Annotated in this window: 19 protein-coding genes; 6 read left to right on the top strand and 13 right to left on the bottom strand. The window is 71.0% G+C overall.

Going from position 1 to position 19653, the window contains the following annotated elements:
• Positions 1-139: 139 nt before the first annotated feature.
• The 4 genes from gcl to AB0F15_RS15355 form a co-directional block, all read right to left on the bottom strand.
• The gene (gene gcl / locus AB0F15_RS15370) at positions 140-1831 is read right to left on the bottom strand and encodes a glyoxylate carboligase (protein ID WP_360270299.1); all 1692 of its coding nucleotides are present in this window, start codon (positions 1829-1831) and stop codon (positions 140-142) included.
• 1 nt (position 1832) lies between these two features.
• On the bottom strand, positions 1833-2720 hold the full coding sequence (locus AB0F15_RS15365; protein WP_360270297.1) for an NAD(P)-dependent oxidoreductase: 888 nt from the start codon (positions 2718-2720) through the stop codon (positions 1833-1835).
• A complete protein-coding gene (locus tag AB0F15_RS15360) occupies positions 2717-3529 on the bottom strand; it encodes a TIM barrel protein (RefSeq protein ID WP_360270295.1) in 813 nt (270 codons plus the stop codon). The genes AB0F15_RS15365 and AB0F15_RS15360 overlap by 4 nt, the downstream gene beginning before the upstream one ends.
• Positions 3530-3599: 70 nt before the next feature.
• On the bottom strand, positions 3600-3863 hold the full coding sequence (locus AB0F15_RS15355) for a hypothetical protein (RefSeq protein ID WP_360270294.1): 264 nt from the start codon (positions 3861-3863) through the stop codon (positions 3600-3602).
• Positions 3864-3891: 28 nt separating this feature from the next.
• Between AB0F15_RS15355 and AB0F15_RS15350 the strand changes: the two genes are divergently transcribed.
• A complete protein-coding gene (locus AB0F15_RS15350; protein WP_360270292.1) occupies positions 3892-4629 on the top strand; it encodes a GntR family transcriptional regulator in 738 nt (245 codons plus the stop codon).
• A gap of 276 nt (positions 4630-4905) precedes the next feature.
• On the opposite strand, the gene AB0F15_RS15345 is transcribed toward AB0F15_RS15350, so the two are convergent.
• The 3 genes from AB0F15_RS15345 to dinB form a co-directional block, all read right to left on the bottom strand.
• Positions 4906-5277, bottom strand: coding sequence for a hypothetical protein (locus tag AB0F15_RS15345; RefSeq protein ID WP_360270290.1), 372 nt, complete (start codon positions 5275-5277; stop codon positions 4906-4908).
• Positions 5278-5710: 433 nt separating this feature from the next.
• Positions 5711-6121, bottom strand: coding sequence for an Lsr2 family protein (locus AB0F15_RS15340; RefSeq protein WP_360270288.1), 411 nt, complete (start codon positions 6119-6121; stop codon positions 5711-5713).
• A gap of 1015 nt (positions 6122-7136) precedes the next feature.
• Entirely contained in the window at positions 7137-8327 is a 1191-nt protein-coding gene (gene dinB / locus AB0F15_RS15335; RefSeq protein WP_360270286.1) for a DNA polymerase IV, read from the bottom strand.
• Between the two features lie 155 nt (positions 8328-8482).
• Between dinB and AB0F15_RS15330 the strand changes: the two genes are divergently transcribed.
• Complete coding sequence (locus AB0F15_RS15330) at positions 8483-8902, top strand: hypothetical protein (protein WP_360270285.1); 420 nt, start codon at positions 8483-8485, stop codon at positions 8900-8902.
• A gap of 67 nt (positions 8903-8969) precedes the next feature.
• Positions 8970-9482, top strand: a complete 513-nt coding sequence (locus tag AB0F15_RS15325; protein WP_360270284.1) for a 2'-5' RNA ligase family protein — start codon at positions 8970-8972, stop codon at positions 9480-9482.
• A 437-nt stretch (positions 9483-9919) separates the two neighbouring features.
• Here the strand turns inward: AB0F15_RS15325 and AB0F15_RS15320 are convergent, their stop codons facing one another.
• The 4 genes from AB0F15_RS15320 to AB0F15_RS15305 all read right to left on the bottom strand — a co-directional run bounded on the left by AB0F15_RS15320 (position 9920) and on the right by AB0F15_RS15305 (position 13172).
• Positions 9920-10996, bottom strand: coding sequence for a hypothetical protein (locus tag AB0F15_RS15320; protein ID WP_360270282.1), 1077 nt, complete (start codon positions 10994-10996; stop codon positions 9920-9922).
• Between the two features lie 9 nt (positions 10997-11005).
• Complete coding sequence (locus AB0F15_RS15315) at positions 11006-11596, bottom strand: hypothetical protein (RefSeq protein ID WP_360270280.1); 591 nt, start codon at positions 11594-11596, stop codon at positions 11006-11008.
• A gap of 19 nt (positions 11597-11615) precedes the next feature.
• A complete protein-coding gene (locus tag AB0F15_RS15310) occupies positions 11616-12050 on the bottom strand; it encodes an XRE family transcriptional regulator (protein WP_360270279.1) in 435 nt (144 codons plus the stop codon).
• Positions 12051-12629: 579 nt separating this feature from the next.
• Entirely contained in the window at positions 12630-13172 is a 543-nt protein-coding gene (locus tag AB0F15_RS15305; protein ID WP_360270277.1) for a helix-turn-helix domain-containing protein, read from the bottom strand.
• A 177-nt stretch (positions 13173-13349) separates the two neighbouring features.
• On the opposite strand from AB0F15_RS15305, the gene AB0F15_RS15300 reads away from it, so the two are divergent.
• Positions 13350-13700 (top strand): VOC family protein, encoded by a 351-nt coding sequence (locus AB0F15_RS15300; RefSeq protein WP_360270276.1) that lies wholly within the window; start codon positions 13350-13352, stop codon positions 13698-13700.
• Between the two features lie 40 nt (positions 13701-13740).
• Here AB0F15_RS15300 and AB0F15_RS15295 read toward each other — a convergent pair whose 3' ends face one another.
• Positions 13741-15870, bottom strand: a complete 2130-nt coding sequence (locus AB0F15_RS15295; protein WP_360270274.1) for a discoidin domain-containing protein — start codon at positions 15868-15870, stop codon at positions 13741-13743.
• 216 nt (positions 15871-16086) lie between these two features.
• Here AB0F15_RS15295 and AB0F15_RS15290 point away from each other — a divergent pair, with 216 nt between their 5' ends.
• Entirely contained in the window at positions 16087-17019 is a 933-nt protein-coding gene (locus tag AB0F15_RS15290) for a DUF1996 domain-containing protein (protein ID WP_360270272.1), read from the top strand.
• Positions 17016-17576 carry a DUF305 domain-containing protein gene (locus tag AB0F15_RS15285; RefSeq protein WP_360270271.1) on the top strand — a complete coding sequence of 187 codons (561 nt, stop codon included), beginning with the start codon at positions 17016-17018 and terminating at the stop codon, positions 17574-17576. The genes AB0F15_RS15290 and AB0F15_RS15285 overlap by 4 nt, the downstream gene beginning before the upstream one ends.
• A gap of 51 nt (positions 17577-17627) precedes the next feature.
• Here the strand turns inward: AB0F15_RS15285 and AB0F15_RS15280 are convergent.
• Positions 17628-19653 (bottom strand): TIM-barrel domain-containing protein (locus tag AB0F15_RS15280; protein WP_360270269.1); only part of this gene is annotated, 2026 nt, incomplete at its 5' end.

The following is a 19653-nucleotide window of genomic DNA, read 5'->3' as shown; positions in this document are numbered from 1 at the left end:
GTGGACGCGAAAAAGCCGCCGTGCGAGGTCGGGGGCCTCGCACGGCGGCCTGGGGGTACGGAATTCCGGACTTCCTGCGTGGGACGAGGCCGACCTGGCTCGGGCGGCGAAGTGCTCGGGCTCCTGGCCTGAGCGAGCGTCAGCCCGTCGGCTCGAACTCGCGGACGGCGTCGAGGGCGGCACCCATGGCGGCGTTGCCCTCACGCTCGATCATGATCTCCACCAGGACCGGACGGCTGGTGCGCTCGGCCTCCTTGCGCGCCCATTCCAGGGACGTCCGGATCTCCCCCGGCTCGTGCACGCGGGTGCCGGAGCAGCCGTAGGCCTCCATGATCTTCACGTTGTCCGTGCCGATCGAGTCGTAGTGGATGTCGACCTCGAAGTTCATCTCGTAGCCGGTTTCGGCCTGGCGGATCAGCCCGAGGTACTCGTTGTTGAGCATGATCAGCACGAACCCGACGTCGTACTGGGCGGCCACCGCCAGCTCCTCGACCAGGAACTGGAACGAGTAGTCGCCGACCACGCCGACGACTTCGGCTTCCGGCCGCGCCTTCTTGACGCCGATCGCGGCCGGGATCTCCCAGCCGAGCGGGCCGGCCTGACCGCACACCTGGTAGTGCCTCGGCTTGTGCGCCTTTTGGAACTGGCCCGACCAGATCTGGTAGAGCCCGATCGCGGTGACGAAGTAGGTGTCTTCACCGAAGGTCTCGTTGATCTCCTTGAAGACCCGCGGTGCCTTGATCGGCAGGCTGTCGAAGTCGTCGCGCCGCGGCAGCGCTTCCTTGAGCTCCGCGATCCGGCCGACCCATTCGCGGCGGGGTTCCACCGCGCGCTTCTCCAGCGCCGTCAGCAGCGCGACGAGGAACTCCCGCGTGTCCGACACGATCCCGAGGTCGGGGCCGAACACCTTGCCCAGCTGGGTCGGCTCGATGTCGACGTGGATGAACTTCCGCTCACCCCGGTACACCGAAAGCTCACCGGTGTGCCGGTCGCCGAACCGGGCCCCCAGCGCCAGCACCAGGTCGGACTCCAGGAAAGCCGCGTTCGCCCAGCGCTGTGACGTCTGAATGCCGGCCATCCCGGCGAACAGCTCGTGGTCTTCGGGGAAGCTGCCCTTGCCCATCAGCGTCACCTGCACCGGGACGCCCAGCCGTTCGGCCGCGGCCCGGAGCTGCTCGCTCGCCTCGCCGAGGACGACCCCGCCACCGGCCAGGAGCAGCGGGCGTTCGGCGGCCAGGAGCAGGTCGAGTGCCCGCTCGACCCGCGCGGGCGCCGGCCGCACCGCGGTGGCCGGCAGCGGCGAGTCGATCGAGGAGTCCCACTCGATGTCCTGCCTCTGGACGTCGATCGGCAGGTCGATGAGCACCGGGCCGGGCCGGCCCGAGCGGGCGATCCGGAACGCCTCACGGAAGATCCACGGCAGCTGCGCGGCCTCCTTGACCTGCACCGCCCACTTCGTCACCGGCTTGGCGATCTCGACGATGTCGACGGCCTGGAACGCCTCCTGGTGGAGCTTGTTCGTCGCCGCCTGGCCGGTGATGCAGATGATCGGGATCGAGTCCGCGTGCGCGGTGTAGAGCCCGGTGATCATGTTCGTGCCGGCCGGCCCGGACGTGCCGATGGCCACGCCGACGTTGCCGTTCGTCCTGGCCCAGCCGTCGGCCATGTGCGTCGCGCCCTCTTCGTGCCGGACGATCAGGTGCTCGATAGCCCGGCCTTGTAGGGCGTTATACAGCGGGAGGATGGCGGCGCCGGGGCAGCCGAAGACGGTGTCGACGCCTTCGCTCTCGAGGACGTCGACGACCGCTTGCATCGCGGGAATTCTGGGCATGTCACACCTCCGCCGGGACGCGGCCCGACAACTGTTCGACGACCTTGAGCAAGGCCGAGTGGTCCAGGGAGCCGTACCCCATGGCGCGGCCGGCGGCGACGAGCTGGGCGACCAGCCCGGTGAGCGGGAGCGCGACGTCGGCCTGCTGGGCGGCGGCCAGCGCGATGCCCATGTCCTTGTGGTGCAGGTCGATCCGGAAGCCCGGCGCGAACCGGCGGTCCACCATGGACTGGCGCTTGAGCTCGAGGATCCGGCTGCCCGCGAGGCCGCCGGCGAGCACGTCGAGGCCCGTGGCAGCGTCCACACCGGACGCTTCGAGCAGCACGATCGCCTCCGCCACGAGGCCGTAGATCCCGCCGACGACGAGCTGGTTGGCCGCCTTCACCACCTGGCCGGCGCCGTGCGGGCCGACGTGCACGATCGTCTTGCCGACGGCGTCGAGGACCGGCTTCGCGGCGGCGAAGTCTTCTCCGGAGCCGCCGACCATGATGGACAGCGACGCCTGCTCGGCCCCGGCCTGGCCGCCCGAGACGGGGGCGTCGAGGACCCGGATCCGCTTGTCCCGCGCGACGTTCGCGACCTTGATCGACGTCTCGGGCCGGATGGTGCTCATGTCGATCAGGAGCGTGCCGGGCGAGGCGGTGTCGAGGACCCCGCCCGCGGCCAGGACGACGGCCTCGACCTGTGGGTGGTCGGGCAGCATCGTGATCACGACGTCGGCGCCGGCCACGGCGTCGGCGACGCCCTTCGCGGCGCGTCCACCGGCCGCCTCGAGCTTCTCGCCCGCGGCCGGCGTGACGTCGTAACCGCTGACGTCGTGCCCGGCCGCGACGAGGTGCGCGGCCATCGGGGCGCCCATCACGCCCAGTCCGATGAATCCCAGTTTCATGCTCGTCCCCTTCGGGTGATCGGCAGCCAGTCCAGCGACGTGACGGTGTCGGGTTCCGGGACGTACTCGATGCCCACGAACCCGGCGTAACCCGCGTTCTGCAGCCTCGCGAGGTGGCCGGGGATGTCGAGGGCGCCGGTGCCGGGCTGGTGGCGCCCGGGCGCGTCGGCGATCTGCACGTGCCCGATCCGGGCGAGGTGCCGCGTCGTGAGCGCGTCCAGGTCGTCCCCGTTGACTGCCAGGTGGTAGAGGTCGGCCAGCAGCCGCACGTTGGCGCGCCCGAGGTCGTCGAGCACGGCCACGGCGTCCGCGGCGGTCTTGAGCGGGTAGCGGTCCGCACCCGAGAGCGGTTCGAGGACCAGCTGCGCACCGAGCCGCGCGGCGGCGTCGGCGGCCTTGCCGAGGTGCACCCGCGCCAGGTCGTCCTGCTTGGCCGGGTCTTCGCCGTCGAGCCGGTTGCCGTAGAGGGCGTTGAAGCTGCGGCAGCCGGTGCGTTCGGCGATGTCCAGTGCGACGACGAGGCTGTCGGCGAACTCGGCCTCCCGGCCGAGCCACGAGACCAGGCCCCGCTCCCCCGCCGCCAGGTTGCCGGCGTAGAAGTTCAGCCCGCGGAGGCGGACCCCGTCGAGGCTGCGCACGAAGGCGTCCACCTCGTCGCGCGCCGGGACCGCGGTGTCGAACGGCCACCAGTACTCGACGTCGGTGAATCCGGCGTCGCGCGCGGCGGCGGCCCGGTCGAGGAGGGAAACCTCCTTGAACAGGATCGACAGGTTGGCGACGTACGGCAGGGAGTGCCCCTCTTCTGGCATCGCGACCTCTGATTTCGCTATACGGAAGTTTTCTTTCGCATAACGAGAATAGCCGCCGAGCTGGGACGGGTCAACGACTCACGTCGACCACCGCTCGCCACCCCTCGCCGACGCGGGAAACACCGCTACCCGATGGGGACAGGCGTGGTGCCGGTGTGGCCGAGCAGCGAAACGGCGGCGTGGACGTGCCGCAGCGCGGGGCGGGGACGCCGGTGAGACCGGCCAGTTCGACGACCGCGCCGATGATCGCGTCGATCTCGTGGTCAGATATCCCTGCTTCGGGGGCGCACGCGGGATTTTGCATACCAAAACCTGTATCCTGGGCAGAGATCATCGTGTTCCCTCCCCCTTCGAGGTGTCCTGTGAGCCAGCCCACCACCCCGCTCCCCGGCCACGGCCCGACCGGCCGCCGCACAGCCAAGGGCTCGCTCAGCTCGACCGCGGCCAAGCGGATCGAACGGCCCGCCCCGCTGCGCCAGGTCGTCTACGAGGCCCTCGCCGAGCTGATCATCAACCGCACCCTCGAACCCGGCCAGCACCTTGTCGAAGCCGACCTCGCCGAATACCTCGGCGTCAGCAGACAGCCCGTCCGCGAAGCCCTGCAACGGCTGCAGAGCGAAGGCTGGGTCGACCTCCGTCCCGGCCAGGGCGCGTTCGTCCACTTGCCCACCGACGAAGAGGCCGACCAGCTGCTCAGCGTCCGCAGCGTGCTCGAAACCCACTCCGCGAAACTCGCCGCCGCCAACGCGACCCCGCAGGACGTCCGGCGGCTGTGGGAACTGCAGCAGGCGGGGGTCGACGCATTGCGCGCGGAGGACACCGAAGGCCTGGTCGCCGCCAACGCCGCCCTCCACGCGTTCGTCACCGAACTGTCGGGGAACGCCGTGCTCGCGGAGCTGATCGGCCTGGTCGAGCGCCGGGTCCGCTGGTACTACACGCCGATCGCCCGCCCGCGCGGGCGGGACGCGTGGGACGAGCACGACGAGCTGATCCACGCGATCTCCGACGGCGACGCCGGCGCGGCGGAGCAGATCATGGCCAAGCACACCGAACGGACCCGTCAGGCCTACCACGAACGCCCGGAAGCGCCCCGACCCTGATTCCGGCAGGACCGGGGCACGGGAACCGGATCAGCCGCCTGCCGCCGACGGCCGCGCCACCAGCTCGGTTCCGGCGAACTGGTGGCGCATCCGGCCCGGCTGGCGCAGGAACAACGTCAGCACCGCCGAAAGCACCGCGTGAGTCCACTGTGGACGTCGGACTGACCTTGGCACCGGCCGGTTCTGTGACGGGATCGGCAGCGGAGAGCGAGCCGGTGACCGGTGATTCCACACCCGTCATCACCACTCCCCTTCCCTCCGAGGAGCTGGTCCTCGTCACCGCACCCGGCGGCTCGCGCTACGCCCCAGCCGATCTCGCGGCAGCACAGGACCGCGCCGGCGGCCATCGCCGCGGGCGCCGGGAGCAGGCCGCGTTCGCGGAGCCACGCCCGCCGGGAACGCGGCCCCGACCTGGCAGATCGCCCACACCGCGAGCGAGAGCACGATCCCGGCGAACGTCCAGACGGACGTCCGGCCCAGCGACGGCACGATGGTGGCGAAGCCGTACTGCTGCACGCCGGCGGCGACCATGGCCGCCGCGGTGAGCCAGATGATCCACGTCCGCGGCCGGCCGAGCAGGTTCCGGTCGGACTCCCCCACGCGGTACCGCCGGCCGTAGACGTCCCGGAGCTCGCGCACTTCGGCCACGGCGACCGCCTCCTCGCCTTACTGCAGATTGTATGCAGTATTCAGTAGGCTGAGTGTGCACTTCTGCCGCGTGGATGTCCATCGGAAAGTCGGGCCGGCCGCTCAGATGGCGAATCCACCCAGCAAGAAGGAGGCGGCCCGGTGGCCATCGAGGGAGGAGGCAGCCACCGGGCCGGTGCTCCGCCGCGGTACCGGCCGCGTGGAGCACTGACAGTCTGGCCATCGGGGCGGCCTTCCGACAAGCTTTCGCCGTCGGTCAAACTGCGCAATACCGCTCGAACCGGCGGCGACCGCCCCGCTGCGTCCACATCGAACGGGGCGGGTGACGGTGAGACACGAAAGAAATACCGACTGACACTCGAGAACGCTCAAGCGGCAGTCGACCGGCGAAGCCGCGCACGGTGGCGCAGCTTCGCCGGCACGAGCCCAGCTTTCAAGACTTCTTGCGCGTCGCTCGCTTGCGCACCGGCTTGGCTTCGGCCGGCTCGGCCGCCGCGACCTGGTCGGCCTCGAAACCGGCGATGATCTCGCTGGAGAGACGGCCGCGTTCGGCGACCTCGTAGCCATTCGCCTGCGCCCATTCGCGGATCTGCCGGTTGCGCTCGCGGTCGGTACCCGAACCGGTCGGGCCGGACAGCGACTGGCCGGTCGCGAGGCGGACCTTGCGGCCACCGATGCGACGCGCGGCGGCGACGTAGCGGGCGAGTTCGTCCCGCAGCGAGGAGGCGTTCTCCTCGGACAGGTCGATCTCGTACGTCACCCCGTCGAGACTGAAGGGGACGGTCTGCGAAGCCTCGCTGCCGTCGAGATCGTCCACCATCTGGACCTGTACCCGTTGCGCCATGATTCGTCGTTCCTCATCTTCTCCAGAACACGGTCGGACTGACCCTAACCTGTCGAATCACGCCCGGCACGCGCGACACCCTGAAGCGTCCACAATGGCCGCTCGGGCGAGCGCGTCGCCCATGCCCAGAGTGACCGCAACCGAGCCGGAATGCTCGTCGTCTTGTCGGGCATTCGTTTTTGTGATACGTCCGAAATCGGATCGGTACCGTCGCGGGACGAAAACCACCGGATTTCCGGTAATGCTCCCCACGTCAGCGCCACCACCTTCACAGCGAGCCCCGCGCGAGCGGCACATTTGCTCGTCGGCACCGAGCCGTTCACCTTCTCCGGAACTCCCTGCGCGAGCCTACTCGGCGAGCGAACCGAAGAACCCCTGACCTGCCACCGGCTCCACGGCACGCATCCGATCCTAGCCGATTCCCACGTCGAAGCGGTACCGGAACCGGTTCACCGAAGCGCCCGAAGCGCGCAATTCTGGTATAGACCAGTATCGATTCCGGGCACCGGGCTTGATTCGTTCGCGTATCGGCCCCGGCGACCGAACGGGAACCGCCGGTCGCCGGCGGCGTCGCCGAACCGGCTTCGGTCACCTTCGTCAGGATCGGGTTCGAAGCCGATCCGCCGCGGAACGGCCCGTCCAGAGTGGACTGGACCCGTTTCGCCCCGTGTTCGTCAGCTGGCTCGGTGTCACGACGGACCTGACGGCGGCGGCGATTGCCGCGATATGGGGCGAGCTCGCCGGATTCGCACTGAGATCGGAAAATCCGGCCCGCTCACCCGCTGCCGAGGAACTGCGGGGACGCGGCCGGGAACGGCCGCACCGCAGCCGCCGGGCCGGTGGCCGCCAGGCACGTTCCTGTCTTTCGCGGCGGCGTCCTCGCTCCTACGCGAAGCGGGCTTCGGGGTCGTCGAACAGGCGGGTGCGCCGCAGCCGTGGCACCGCATCGACGTGCTTTCCGCGCCGGCGCACGCACGCATTCCCCGCCGGCCCGCGTAGCCGGCCGCGCTTCCGGTCAGTCGGGCAGCATCGGCACTTCGAGGTCGTCCGGCCGGCCGAGCAGCACCGCCCGGGTGACCGCCGCCTTCCCGAACCGGTCCCGCACCGCGTCCAGCGCGGAATCGAGCTCGGTCGCCCGCTGCTGTTCGAACGGCAGGGCCGGCTGGAAGGGGTTGTCGTCGGCCAGGTTGGACAGCGCCGCGCCCAGCAGCGTGATCCCGCGGTCGGCGATCAGCGGCAACGCGGCGACGAGCAGGTCCCGCGCCGCGGCGAGCAGCACGCCCGTGCCGGCGGTCGGGTCGGTCAGCGTGTGGGAGCGGGTGGCGCGGGAGAAGTCGGCGAAGCGCAGGCGGATCGTCACCGTCCGGCAGACACGGCGGGCCGTGCGCAACCGGCGGGCGATCCGGTCGATCAGCGCCACCAGGACGACGTCGAGCTCGGCCGGGGTCCGTCTGCCGCGCCCCAGGGCCCGCTGGGCGCCGATCGAGCGCTGCCGCCTGCCGATCTCGACGTGCCGCGGGTCTTCGTTGTGCGCCAGGTGGTGCAGGTGCTCCCCCGCACCTCGGCCGAGCAGGCCGACGAGGTCCACGTGCTCGGAGGCGGCCAGCTGGCCCACGGTCGTGATCCCCCGGGCCCGCAGCTTCTCGGCGGTGACCTTGCCGACGCCCCAGAGCGCCGAAACCGGCAGCGGGTGCAGGAACTCGAGTTCCGCGTCGTGCGGCACGACGAGCAGGCCGTCGGGCTTGGCCACGCGGCTGGCGACCTTGGCGAGGAACTTGGTTCGCGCCACCCCGACGGTGATCGGCAGCCCGGCTCGCTCGGCGACGTCCGCGCGCAGCCGTTCGGCGATGTGGCTCGGCCGCCCGCCGATCCTCGCCAATCCCCCGACGTCGAGGAACGCTTCGTCGATCGAGATGCCTTCCACCCACGGCGTGGTGTCGTGGAAGACGTCGAACACCGCCCGGCTGGCGGCCAGGTAGGCCGACATCCGCGGGCGCACGACGACCGCCTGCGGGCACAACCGGCGGGCCTGCGCGCCGCCCATCGCGGTGCGCACGCCGTAGGCCTTGGCCTCGTAACTCGCGGCCAGCACCACCCCGCCGCCGACGATCACCGGCCGTCCCTTGAGCGCCGGATCGTCGCGCTGTTCGACCGAGGCGTAGAAGGAGTCGAGGTCGGCGTGCAGGATGGGCCCCTCGGCGGTCATAGAACACATGTTCGCATACCTGTGGGCCGAAGTCCGTTCGTCCGCCTGCCGCGGGCGGCCTGCCGCCGGTCGAAATTGCGCGCTTTTCCGATTGTCCGCACCTGTTGCGCCGCTCACACTCGAAGGCATCGAACCACCCGACTGCTGGGGACGACATGACCGAGAAGTGCAAGTGCGGCGACCACCACGCGTGGGCGACGCCGAGCCCGCAGGACCGGCCCGCCGCGGCGCGGCAGCCGCTGCTGGCCACGACACTGGCGCACGAAGACCGGGCGGAGGACGCCGGCGGCCTCGACCCGACCGACCGCGTCACCTGCCGCACGCACCACCGCTGGCTGCACGACTGCGTGGCTTCACCGGTGCACACCAACCCGGCGATCGGGTACCGCTGGTGCCGCCGCTGCGACCACCAGGCGCTGGTCGCGGTGGACGAGCTGGCCGGCCAGGTGACCATCCGCTGCGGGCTCTGCGGCGGTGTCCCGCTCAGCCGCGCCAACCGGGAGCTCGTGGAGATGTGCCGGCGAAGCTTGGCCCTGGCCCGATCGGGCCGGTTCCCGGAGAGCGCTGCCGCCTGACTGCCGTGACCTTGCTGGCAGGACCTCGCTGCCGTGACCTCGCCGGCCCGACTGCGATGATGCCGCGGTGCCCGAATCCGGAACCACCGCACTGCTGATTCTGCTGCCCGCCGCCGAACCGGTACTGGCCGCGGCCCGGCGGGTCGACCCCACCCTGGTCCGCCCCGGCCTGCCCGCCCATGTGACGGCGTTGTACCCGTTCCTACCGGACAGCTCGCTGACCGACGACGTGTTCGCGGCGGTCCGTTCCCTGGCGGCCGGGTTTCCGCCTCCGGACGTGCGGCTCACGGAGTTGGTGACAACGCCGGGTTTCGTGGCTCTCGCGGCTCCGGGTCTTCAGGCGGTCAGCGACGCGATTTGTGCGCGGTGGCCGGAGATCCCGCCGTACGGGGGCCGGTTCGGGCCACGTCCGGTGGCGCACTTGACGGTCGCGATGGGCGGGTCGCCGGACGCTCTCGAGCGCGTGGCCCGCGAAGTCCGGCCGCTGCTGCCAGTGGCCGATCGTGCGGAGGCATTGCAGTTGGTCGCGCTCACGGAACGCGGCTGGGAGCCGCGGCTGGAAGCGCCGTTCGGCGGGTGACGGCCGAAAGGGCGCGCGCGATGGCGTAGCGGGCCCAGTTTTGGAGCGACTACACCTTGCGCCGGGTTTCACAGCGTTAGTCACTACACCTTTGCACTCGATGCACCCCTGGAGCGAGTGCATGCTTGCAGCGAGTACAACTTCGCAGCCAGACAGGCATAGAGCGACTGCGAACCATTAGTCACTACACTTTCGCACTTGATGCCTCCTTTAAGTCGATCCACCTTGCCGGACAGCGGTCGGGAGCAAGGCGCTGCCGGCTCCGCAGCAACGCAAGTCGGTCAAGGCCGGACAGTGAGGCCGGACGGTGAGGCAGAGCGTGGTCCGGGCCCGGGCGTGGTCGGAGCAGGGCGGTCAAGGCTGCGCGCGTTGAAGCAGGGCGGAAAAGCCAGGCGGTGAAGCCGGGCGTTGAGGCAGCGTGCCCAGGAAGCCACCGCTCACGGGTCGGTGACCCCGGCCGCCGTTCCCTCCAACCTCCGGTACGCGCGGGCGATCGCCCGCAACCGGGCCACGTCCGCGGCGAACGGTTCCGTCGCCACGGTGGGCGGCTCTGTCTCGTCCGGCTTGTCCGGGAGGTCACGCACCAGCCGCGCCGCCGCCGGGGGTGGCAGGTCCGGGGTCACCTCCGCCAGGATCAAGCCGTCGTTGGTCTCGCTCATCGCCGTCAGCAGGCGCTCGCGGCGGGACGGTCCGGCCGGGTCGATGCGGGCGATCTCCGGGAACCGCCGCGTCAGGTGCGCGCGCAGTGGGCGCAGCAGGCGGAGCGTGCGGGCGTCGCGACGCGCTGCCGCCAGGCCCGGGATCGCCGGGATCGTCAGCCCCACCACGATCAGCAGCACCGACACCGCCGGGAAACCGACGTCCAGGGTGCACGGCAGACTCGAGAAAGGCCCGCGGCACAACGCCTTCACCGGGTGGTCGGATTGCAGGGCGCGGATCGTCGCGACCACCTTCCCGGCCAGGTAGGCGACCGCGAACGCCGACGCCAGCAGCAAGAGCGCGAGCCCCGCCCGCAGCGCGCCGCCGCTCGCCCGGATCGTCACCGCCGCCACGATCCCGATGTCGAGCACCGCAAAGCCCAGGTACACCGTGTAGGTGAACACGTACACCACCAGCGTCGGGTGCGTGCCGTACAGCGCGTCGAACACGCCGATGCCGCGCGGCAGCCCCGTCGTGCTGAAGAACGTGACCAGCAGCACCGCCAGCGCCACCCCGAGCGCGACCGGCCTGGTGCGCCGACCGCGGTCACGGGTGCCGCTGATTTCCGCGACCGTCAGGCCGATGCCGTACGCGGCGACCATCGTCGCCAGGTTCGACAGCAGCCGGCCGAGGCTCGGGTAGATCTCGCTCTCGAACTGCTGCGCCCCGTCGGACAGGAAGCAGAACGCCGCACCCAGCGCGATGAGCGAGACAGCCAAGCCCGCACCCACCCCGGTGCGCCGCACGCGGACCGCCCGCCAGATCCCGGTGAACAGAGCGAAAAGCCCGACTCCGACGAATAGTGTGTCGATCACGGAACGCGACTATCCCAGGAGTGCGGCCAGCCGCCTAGCCTGGTCCGCCGCACGGCCGGACGCGCCCGGCTGAACGGCGGGTGGCTCGCTCGTCGCCGCGCTCATCAGCAGGACGGCGATCAGCTCGGCCTCGTACTCGTCGGTTCCGGTCGTGACGCGGGTGAGCAGGTGCGACAACGCCCGCGGCGCCAGGTCCGGGGCGAGCTCGGCGGCGTCGGACTCCGACATCAGGCACGTCCCGGTGTGCGCGCACAGCATGTGAGCCAGCTCGTGGGCGATGATGTGGTCCTGGTGCAGCGCCGAGGTGCGTTCGGTGTAGGCGATCAGGTCGTAGCCGGGGCGCGCCTGCCACGCGCCGGACGGCTGACCGGACCGGTAGGCGATCGGCACGAGGTCGATCTCGCGCCCGCGCCACGCTTCGAGCCCGTCGACCCAGGCGTTCATCGACCACGGCCGCGGCAGCGGGACAGCGGCGAGCACCGTCCGCACGCGCTCGCGGGCCCGGTCGCGCAGGTCCGGCAGGCCACGCTCGTCGATGGGTCCTCCCCGCGGGCCGGGCGCCAGCCGGGTGCACCGGGGCGCGAACACGGACGACGTCATCGTAGCCGAATGCCCGTTGTCACTCCGGCTTCCGCCGCCGGCCGGTGCGGCGCCGGGTGTCGTCGTAGCTGCTGAGCTGATCCAGCAGCGCCGTCACGGTTTCGCGGTCGCGCGGCGAGAGCTGCATGGCCCGCTGCGCGAGGGTCCGCGCCTCGTCGTCGCGCCACGCCACGACGTCTTCGACCTGCCGATCGACCTGACCGGCGACCTCGTCGTCGAAGAAGTACGTCACCGGCACGCCGAAGAACTGGGCGAGCGCCTGGATGTGCGAGCGCTTGGGGTCCTTGCGCGCACCGACGGCGAGCTGCTGCACGTGGGTCGCCGACATCGTCACCCCGGTCTGCCCGGCGACGGCGTGCGCGATCTCCCGGTAGGAGTACGGCTTGCGGTCCGGCGGGTGCACGGTCGCGATCAAGTGCGCCAGCCGTTCGGCGAAACTGCGCTCTTCGCTCACCACACACCACCTGCAGCCATGGAACGTGACACCGGACAGCGTAGCTGTTCCGAAAACTTGACACAGCCTGTGCCGGAAAGACTACGATACGCCCGTTCGGCGTTTCCGAAACGTGACACCGAACCCGGGGTGGCGCAGCGGCCGCGGGGTGACTCACGTGGCCGCTGGGGGTGGCCACGCGCCTAGCCCTTCCCGCCGCGCCGCCCCTCCTTGTCTCCGCCTCGCGAGTGCTGGACGGACCGCCGGCGACGGCTCGCCCGACGCACTGATGCGCCGCCAAACGGCGCACCGCGGGCCACGTTCGCCACGCGACCCGGCACACCGCCCCGGCGACCGATCGCCCGGCGCTTCGCCGTGCCACCAATCAGGTCGCCACCCGTGACAGCCGCGCATCGGGCACCCACACCGCGCCGCCAAACGAGTAGGGGCGCCATCCGTAACAGCCGCCCAGCCGGCGACCGCACCACGCCACCGATGGCAGCTGGCCGCCCGACAGCCTCGCCGCGCCACCAACCGGCGCCCCCAGCAACCTCGCCGCGCCACCAACCAGCGCGCCACCCCTCAGTGACCGCCGACCTTTCACCGCGCGAACAACCTGCGCGCCACCCCTGGCGGCGCACCGACGTGCTCGCGGAGCATGCGGGTCAGGTGGGCCTGGTCGGCGAATCCGAGGTCAGCCGCGAGGACCGCCAGTTCCCGCTCCCCCGCTTCCAGCCGTTCGAGGGCGCGGCCGACCCGGACGTGGTTGCGGTAACGGGTCAGGGAAATGCCCAGCTCGCGCGGGAACGCGCGGCTCAAGCGGTAGGGCGACACCCCCAGAGCCTCCGCCAGCGGGAACAAGCCGGCCGCCGCCGGGTCGTCCGACACGATCGCTTCTCTTGCCCACGCCACCAATGCCCGGTCGTCCGCCTCGGACGGCGAGGCCGGTGTCGGGGCGCGCGGTGACTGCGTGATCGCGCGGCCGACCATCATCAGCAGCTGTTCCGCCAGTGCGTAGTCCGGGTCGGCCGCCGAAGCGACCACGCACCGGTCGGCGAGCTCGAGCGCGCAGTCGACGTACACCGCGGAGCGCTCCGGGCGGTCGCCCACCAGGCTCCGCCACAGCCGCGCACCGAAGTCCACCGATGTGCGGCTTCGACGAGGTAGGCCGCTGTCGGGTCGGCGTCCACGACCATCCCTCGACTGCTTCACGCACCAGCCGGACGGTAAGCCCCGGGTACGACGGTTCCCGCCCGCAAAGATCTTCAAGACCGCGCCCCGGGACGGCGGGCAGGCTGCGCACGACGAAAGGAGCCATCCGTGCCCGCAGAACTCACCACCGTCGTCCTCGACTGTGCCGATCCGGCCGCGCTCGCCGCCTTCTACGCCAACGCCCTCGGCTGGGAGGTCACCCACGAGGACGAAGACACCGTCCAGCTCGGCGGCGGCCCGGTCGGCCTCGGCTTCCAGCGCGTCGCGGGCTACCGCGGTCCTGCCTGGCCGGACGCCGCCAAGCACGCGCACCTCGACCTCCGGGTCGGCGACCTCGCCGTCGCCGTCGAAGAATGCGTGACGCTCGGCGCCACCAAACCGGCCTTCCAGCCCGGCGGCGGCGACTGGATCGTCCTCCAAGACCCCGAAGGGCACCTCTTCTGCCTCGCCGAAGGCTGAACCCGTGGTGGCCCATCGACGCCGGGGGGCCACCGCGCCGTCATGACCGGTACACGCCGAACTCGTACAGCGAATAGCCGTATCCCGTGCCGCGCTGAGTGCCGTACACGCGTACGTACCGCCCGGTCGCCGAGACCGCGAGGGCGTCGGCGCCACCGTCACCGGACGTCGTTGTGTATACAGTGTGCCAATTCGCCGCGTCGTCGCTCACCTGTATTTCGTAGGCCTTGCCGAACGCCGCTTCCCACACCAGCTGGACGTGGTCGAACGCCTGACTGCGGCCCAGGTCCACCTGCAGCCACTGTGGGTCGCCCCACGCGCTCGCCCACCGCGTCGCGCTGTCGCCGTCGGTGGCGGCCTGCGGCGGGTAGGGCGCGCCGGGGCCGTCGGCCTGGTACGTCGACGCCGTGGTCGCGGCCCCACGGGCCAGGTTCGTGCCCGGCACCGGCGGGGCGACCACGCGCAGCGAGCGCGTCTCGATGCCGACGTTGCCGTGGCCGTCCCGGGCGTAGAGGTAGAGCTTCCAGACGCCGAGCTGCTGCGGCGCGGTGACGGTGAACGTTCCGCTCCCGGTGAACGCGGCCGGGATCAGGCCGGCGGCGTTGTTGATGTACTTGCTGTTGTAGCCCATGGCGTAGGTGATCGGGTCACCGTCCGGATCGGACACTCCGGCCGTCACGGTGAAGGTGCCGCCCGCCGGGACGTCGGTGACGCGGCTCAGGTTCATCGACGCGATCACCGGCGGCGTGTTGCCGCCCGTCTGTCCACTGTAGAGCCCCCGGACGGCGTACCAGGAGAGCCGCTTCTCGCCGCCCGTGGTGATGTTGAACCAGACGCCGCCGAAATCGCCCTCGGTGCCGTAGTGGAAGAGCGTGGCGCCGAGCGCCACTCCGGGGTGGGCCAGCACGCAGTTCCAGGCGTTGACGTAGCCGTCACGCTTCTGCTGATCGGTCGGTTCGGCGGGCACGCCGTTGACGTCGTTCGGCACCTCCCACTCGCCGGCCGGGCCGGTCTCGGTGATGAGGTACGGCTTCGTGTAGCCGCCCGCGAGCCAGTCCTGCTTCACCTGGCAGACGTGGGCGTAGGAGTTGACCGAGTACAGGTCGAGGTCCGGCGCGTACGCCTTGTAGTACGGCCACGCACCGGTCCAGGCGTCGGTCGACGTCACCGGGTGGTTTGCGTCGATGCCGTGGATCGCTTGCGCCGCCTCGTCGACGAAGCGCGTGTAGGCGATTCGCTCCTGCTCCAACTGCGTGCCGGTGTAGCAGTTCTGCATCCCGAGGACGGACTCGTTGCCGACGTTCCACATCAGCACCCCCGGGTGCGTTTTGTATACCGTCACCCACTTCCGGATCTCGGCGAGCATCGTGTTCTTGTAGTCCGTGTCCGCGGTGTAGTCGACGCAGCCACCGCTGCCCGGGCCGCCGCCGGGTTGCAGCCAGAATCCGCTGACGACCTTGATCCCGTTGGCCGCGGCGGCGTCGAGCAGCGGCTGGGTCGTGCCGTCGGTGCCCCACGTCCGGACGGTGTTGACGCCGATCGCGTGCAGCTCGGGCATCCGCCCGGCGGCTTCGCCGACCGGCGGCCCCCAGGTCAGCCCCTTGACGGTCCATGGTATCCCGTCGACGGTGAGCTGCCATTTCCCCTGCGTACCGGTCACCCGGGTGACGCCGGGGCCCGGCACCGGCGTCCCCGGGGTGCCGCTGACCTGGAACTCCCAGAGTGAATAGCCGTAGCCGCCGACGCGGTGCGTGCCGAGGAGGCGGACGTAACGGCCGTGACCGGTGACAGCGAGTTTTTGGATCCCGCCGACCGCGGTCGCCGTACTGTATACAGTCTGCCAAGACACAGTGTCGTCCGAGATCTGGATTTCGTATGCAGTCGCGTAAGCGGCTTCCCAGTCCAGGGTGACCTCGCTGATGTCGGCAGGTGCGCCTAGGTCGACCTGCAGCCACTGCGGGTCGCTCCGGGCGCTCGCCCAGCGGGTGCCGGGGTCACCGTCAACCGCGGCCGACGCCGGAGTGCCTGCCCCTTCGCTGCTCGACGCGGTCACCGGTCTGCCTTGTGAAAGGAGCGTGGCGGCGCGCGCCGGGGACGGGCCGGCGAGCAGGCCCAGCACCAGCAGGGCCACCAGCGCGGGGACGGCACGAAGAAGTGACGGTCGGTCCACGATGACTCCCGTACGACAGCGGAGCGGAGGCTTGGAGAGCGCTCTCCGGCGCGACCGATGGTTGGGCACCGGCCCCGCGTTGTCAAGATTCGCCCGCAAACCCGACAATCACTGTCCACTGGTGCAATCCAGGGATTCCTTGACAGCGCCGCGGGCGGGTGCGCATGCTGTGGGAGAGCGCTCTCCCATCCTTGGCCCCCTCACCGTGGAGGACCCTTGGCAACGAAAGCCGCGCTCCTCGCCTGCACCGCCGCCACCGTGCTGGCAGGCGCCTTCCTGACCGCGGCCACCTGGTCGCCCGCCGGAGCCGACGACCTGGTGACCCACCACGAGTTCCAGGTCAACTGCTCCCCCAGCCACCACCAGCCGGACGACCCGATCGTCTTTCCCGGCCTGCCCGGCGCGTCCCACGACCACACGTTCCTCGGCAACAAGACCACGAACGCCGGCACGACCCTGCAGTCCCTGCAGGCCGCGGGCGTCGGCACCACGACCTGCCTGGCGCCGGACGACCTGTCCGCGTACTGGTTCCCGACTGTATACAACGGGAACCAGGTGGTGCTGCCGAACTTCGCGCAGGTCGTCTACTACAAGTCCGGCATCCTCGACTACACGAAGGTCGTGCCGTTCCCGCCCGGCCTGCGGTACGTGGCCGGGAGCGTCACCGCGACGCTGGACGAGTTCCAGCACGCCCCCGGCGCGATCGAAGGCTGGGAGTGCGGGGACAGCTTCCACAACTGGGACATCCCCGTGCGGTGCGTGGACGGCAGCCAGCTCAACATCCGGTACCAGGCGCCGAGCTGCTGGGACGGCGTCCACCTGGATTCCGCGGACCACAAGAGCCACCTGGCGTACCCGGACCGGGCGACGCTGACGTGCCCCGCCGACCACCCGGTGGCGGTGCCGATGCTGGAGTTCAAGATGGCGCTCCCCGTCAGCGGCGACATGTCCGGCGTGCACCTGGCCAGCGGGCGCGGGTACTCGTGGCACTACGACTTCTTCAACGCGTGGGACCCGGAAACCCTCTCCGCGCTGGTGAAGCACTGCATCAACGGCGGGCTGCAGTGCGACCCGCGCGGGTTCGACCTGTACAAGCCGGACCGCGGCAGCGTGCTCGGCCCGAACTACCGGCTGCCCGGCCGTCCGTGAGACGACAGGCCCTGGGGGTGGTGGTGGCGCTGGCCATGGGCGGATGCGCCACCACCGGCCCCGGCACCGCCACCCCGTCGGCCGCCACCCCGTCGGCTGCCGACGCTCCGGCGGCGTTCAACCCGACCGACGTGGCCTGGCTGCAGCTGGTGGTGCCGATGACGGAGAACGCCCTCTCCGCAGCCCGGCTGGCACCGGACCACGCGACGAGCACCGCGGTCCGCTCGGCGGCGGATGCCTTCGCGGGCCCGCAGGACCGGTTGCTGGTCCGCCTGCGGGCGGTCCGCGACCGGGCGGGTTTGCCGGCCTCCGGCATCCACAGTGGACACCGGATGCCGGGCATGGTCACCGCGGCCGACCTGGTGGCGTTGCGCACCGACCGGGGTCCGGCGTTCGACCGGAGGCTGCTCGCGCTGCTGCGGGCGCACGCCGCCCAGCTCGTCGTGCTGTCCCGCGGCGAACAGGCCTCCGGCGCGGACACCGGGACCCGCGAGCTGGCCCGCGACGTCGGCGCGGAAGGTGCGCGCGAAACCGAGGCACTCGCGAAGACAGCGTGAGTTCGTGGAGGCCGCTTCGATGTGCTTGAAGCGGCCTCCACGACCGGTGCATCAGTACGTGACCGTGACCGGCGCCCGTCCCTGATGAGCCGGAGCTGTCACCGTCAGCGTCTTCGTGGCCGCGTCCCACTTCCAAGCCGACGACGGTGCCCAGCCGTTGCCGACCTTCACCCGGCCGGGGGCCGACGGCACGCCGAGGAACTTCACCGTCCACTCGCGGGGCGCCACCCGGAACGAGCCCTGGGCGGGCGCCACCGTCACCGTGTGCGCTCCGAAGCACTCGGTGTAGGTGATCTTCGTCGACGACGAGCGCGACGACGACGTACCGTCGTCCTCGTACAGCGAGAACGTCCCCGAGCCGCCCGGCGCGACCGTCACCGTCGCCCGGTTCAGCGGGTTCTGGACGTCGTTGGCGACGTCCGCCGTCCGGGTGGCCGTGATGCCGCCCGCGCGGAGGAACACCGGCATCGTCCCCAGGTCGGACGTGACCTGCTGGGTCGTGCCGCCCGCATACGTCTTGCCGGTGAAGTAGTCCGTCCACTGCCCCGGCGGGAACCACACCGACGTCGTCGCCGACGTGCCCGGCGAAGTCACCGGCGCCACCAGCATGTCCGGCCCGTAGAAGTACTCGCTCTGCGCCGCCGCATATGCGCCCGGCTCTTCCGGGTACTCCAGGTACGTCGGGCGCACCACGGGAACGCCCGTCGTCGCGGCCTCCTGGGCCAGCGAGTAGGTGGTGGGAACCAGGTTTTCCCGCAGGTTCAGGAACTTCGTCGCCGACGCCTTCGCCGCGTCGCCGTACTGCCAGGGCAGCCGGTCGCTGTGGTTGCTGTGCAGCCGGTCGACCGGCTGGAACGTGCCGAGCTGCACCCACCGCGCATACAGGTCGTCCGGCAGCTTGGCCGTCTGGTGCTGCTGCCCGCCGGAGGTGTAGGTCTCGCTGCCGCGCAGACCGGTCGTGTCGTTGTGGCCGCCGATGTCGTGGCTGATCGCCGACATGCCCGTCGCGGCCGACTCCGCCGGCGTGATGCCGACCTCCATCCGCAGCGTGCCCCACGTCGAGGACGTGTCGCCGGTGAAGTGCAGCGTGCTGCGCTTGTCAGCCCACGGCCCGGTCGCCAGTCCCGTGGGACCGCCGTAGCCGCCGGCCTGCAGCGACCCGTACGCCCGCGAGATGACGAACCCGCGGCCGGTCGCGGGTGCCGCGAGGTCGGCGTACTGCTGGTTGATCCACGCGTCCGGGGTGACCCCGGGCAGGCTCGAGCGCGAGGCGTCGCAGCACCAGTCGAGCCACCAGATGTCGTTGCCCTGCTGCATCATCCCGGCGTGCAAGTCGAGGTAGGCCTTCAGCTGGTCCGGGTCGCCCCAGTCGAAGACGTAGCAGTCGCTCCCGCAGTTCGACTTGACCAGCTTGCCCTTCGCCGTCGCCTGGGCGCGGGCGAACTGCGGGTCCGAGCCCATGATGCTGGGGTGGATGTTGAGGTTGTTGTGCAGCCCCTGGGCCTTCGACCAGGCGAAGAAGCCGGCCGGGTCGGGGAACTTCGCGGTGTCGAACTGCCAGCCGTTCCAGGTGTCCGGGGCCTTGAAGTCGGTGTCGGTCACCAGGACGTCCAGCGGGACGCCTTCGCTGCGGAACCGGGGCAGGATGCGGTCACGGTAGTCGGCCGCGGTGCGGTCGATGTACTCCGAGTACCAGACGCCGTAGGCCCAGCGCGGCAGCAGCTGCGGCGGCCCGGTCAGGGTCGCCAGGTCACGCAGTCCCGCCTTGTAGTCGTGGCCGAACGCGAAGAGGTAGCCGTCCTGGTAGGGGTTCCCGGTGTGGGACGGCCGCGGCGTCACCGCGCGGGTCCGCGTGTCGTACAGCGCGGAGGTGGTGTCGTCGAGCAGGTACCAGCCGTCCTGGTGCAGGAGCCCTTCGGTGGTGGACGGCGTGCCGTTGTCGCCGTTGACGCCGTCGAGCCCGCGCCGGTAGCCGCCGAGCGCCAGGTGGGGCTGCGGTGCCGTCACCCCGGCCGGGGTGTGGCGCGCGTGTGGGGGGTGGGGGGGGAGTGCGGGGTTGCGGGGGTCCGCGGCGAGC

It is taken from the genome of Amycolatopsis sp. NPDC026612 (genome assembly GCF_040638285.1).
GTDB lineage: Bacteria > Actinomycetota > Actinomycetes > Mycobacteriales > Pseudonocardiaceae > Amycolatopsis.
This window is presented reverse-complemented; position numbering and strand designations above follow the sequence as displayed.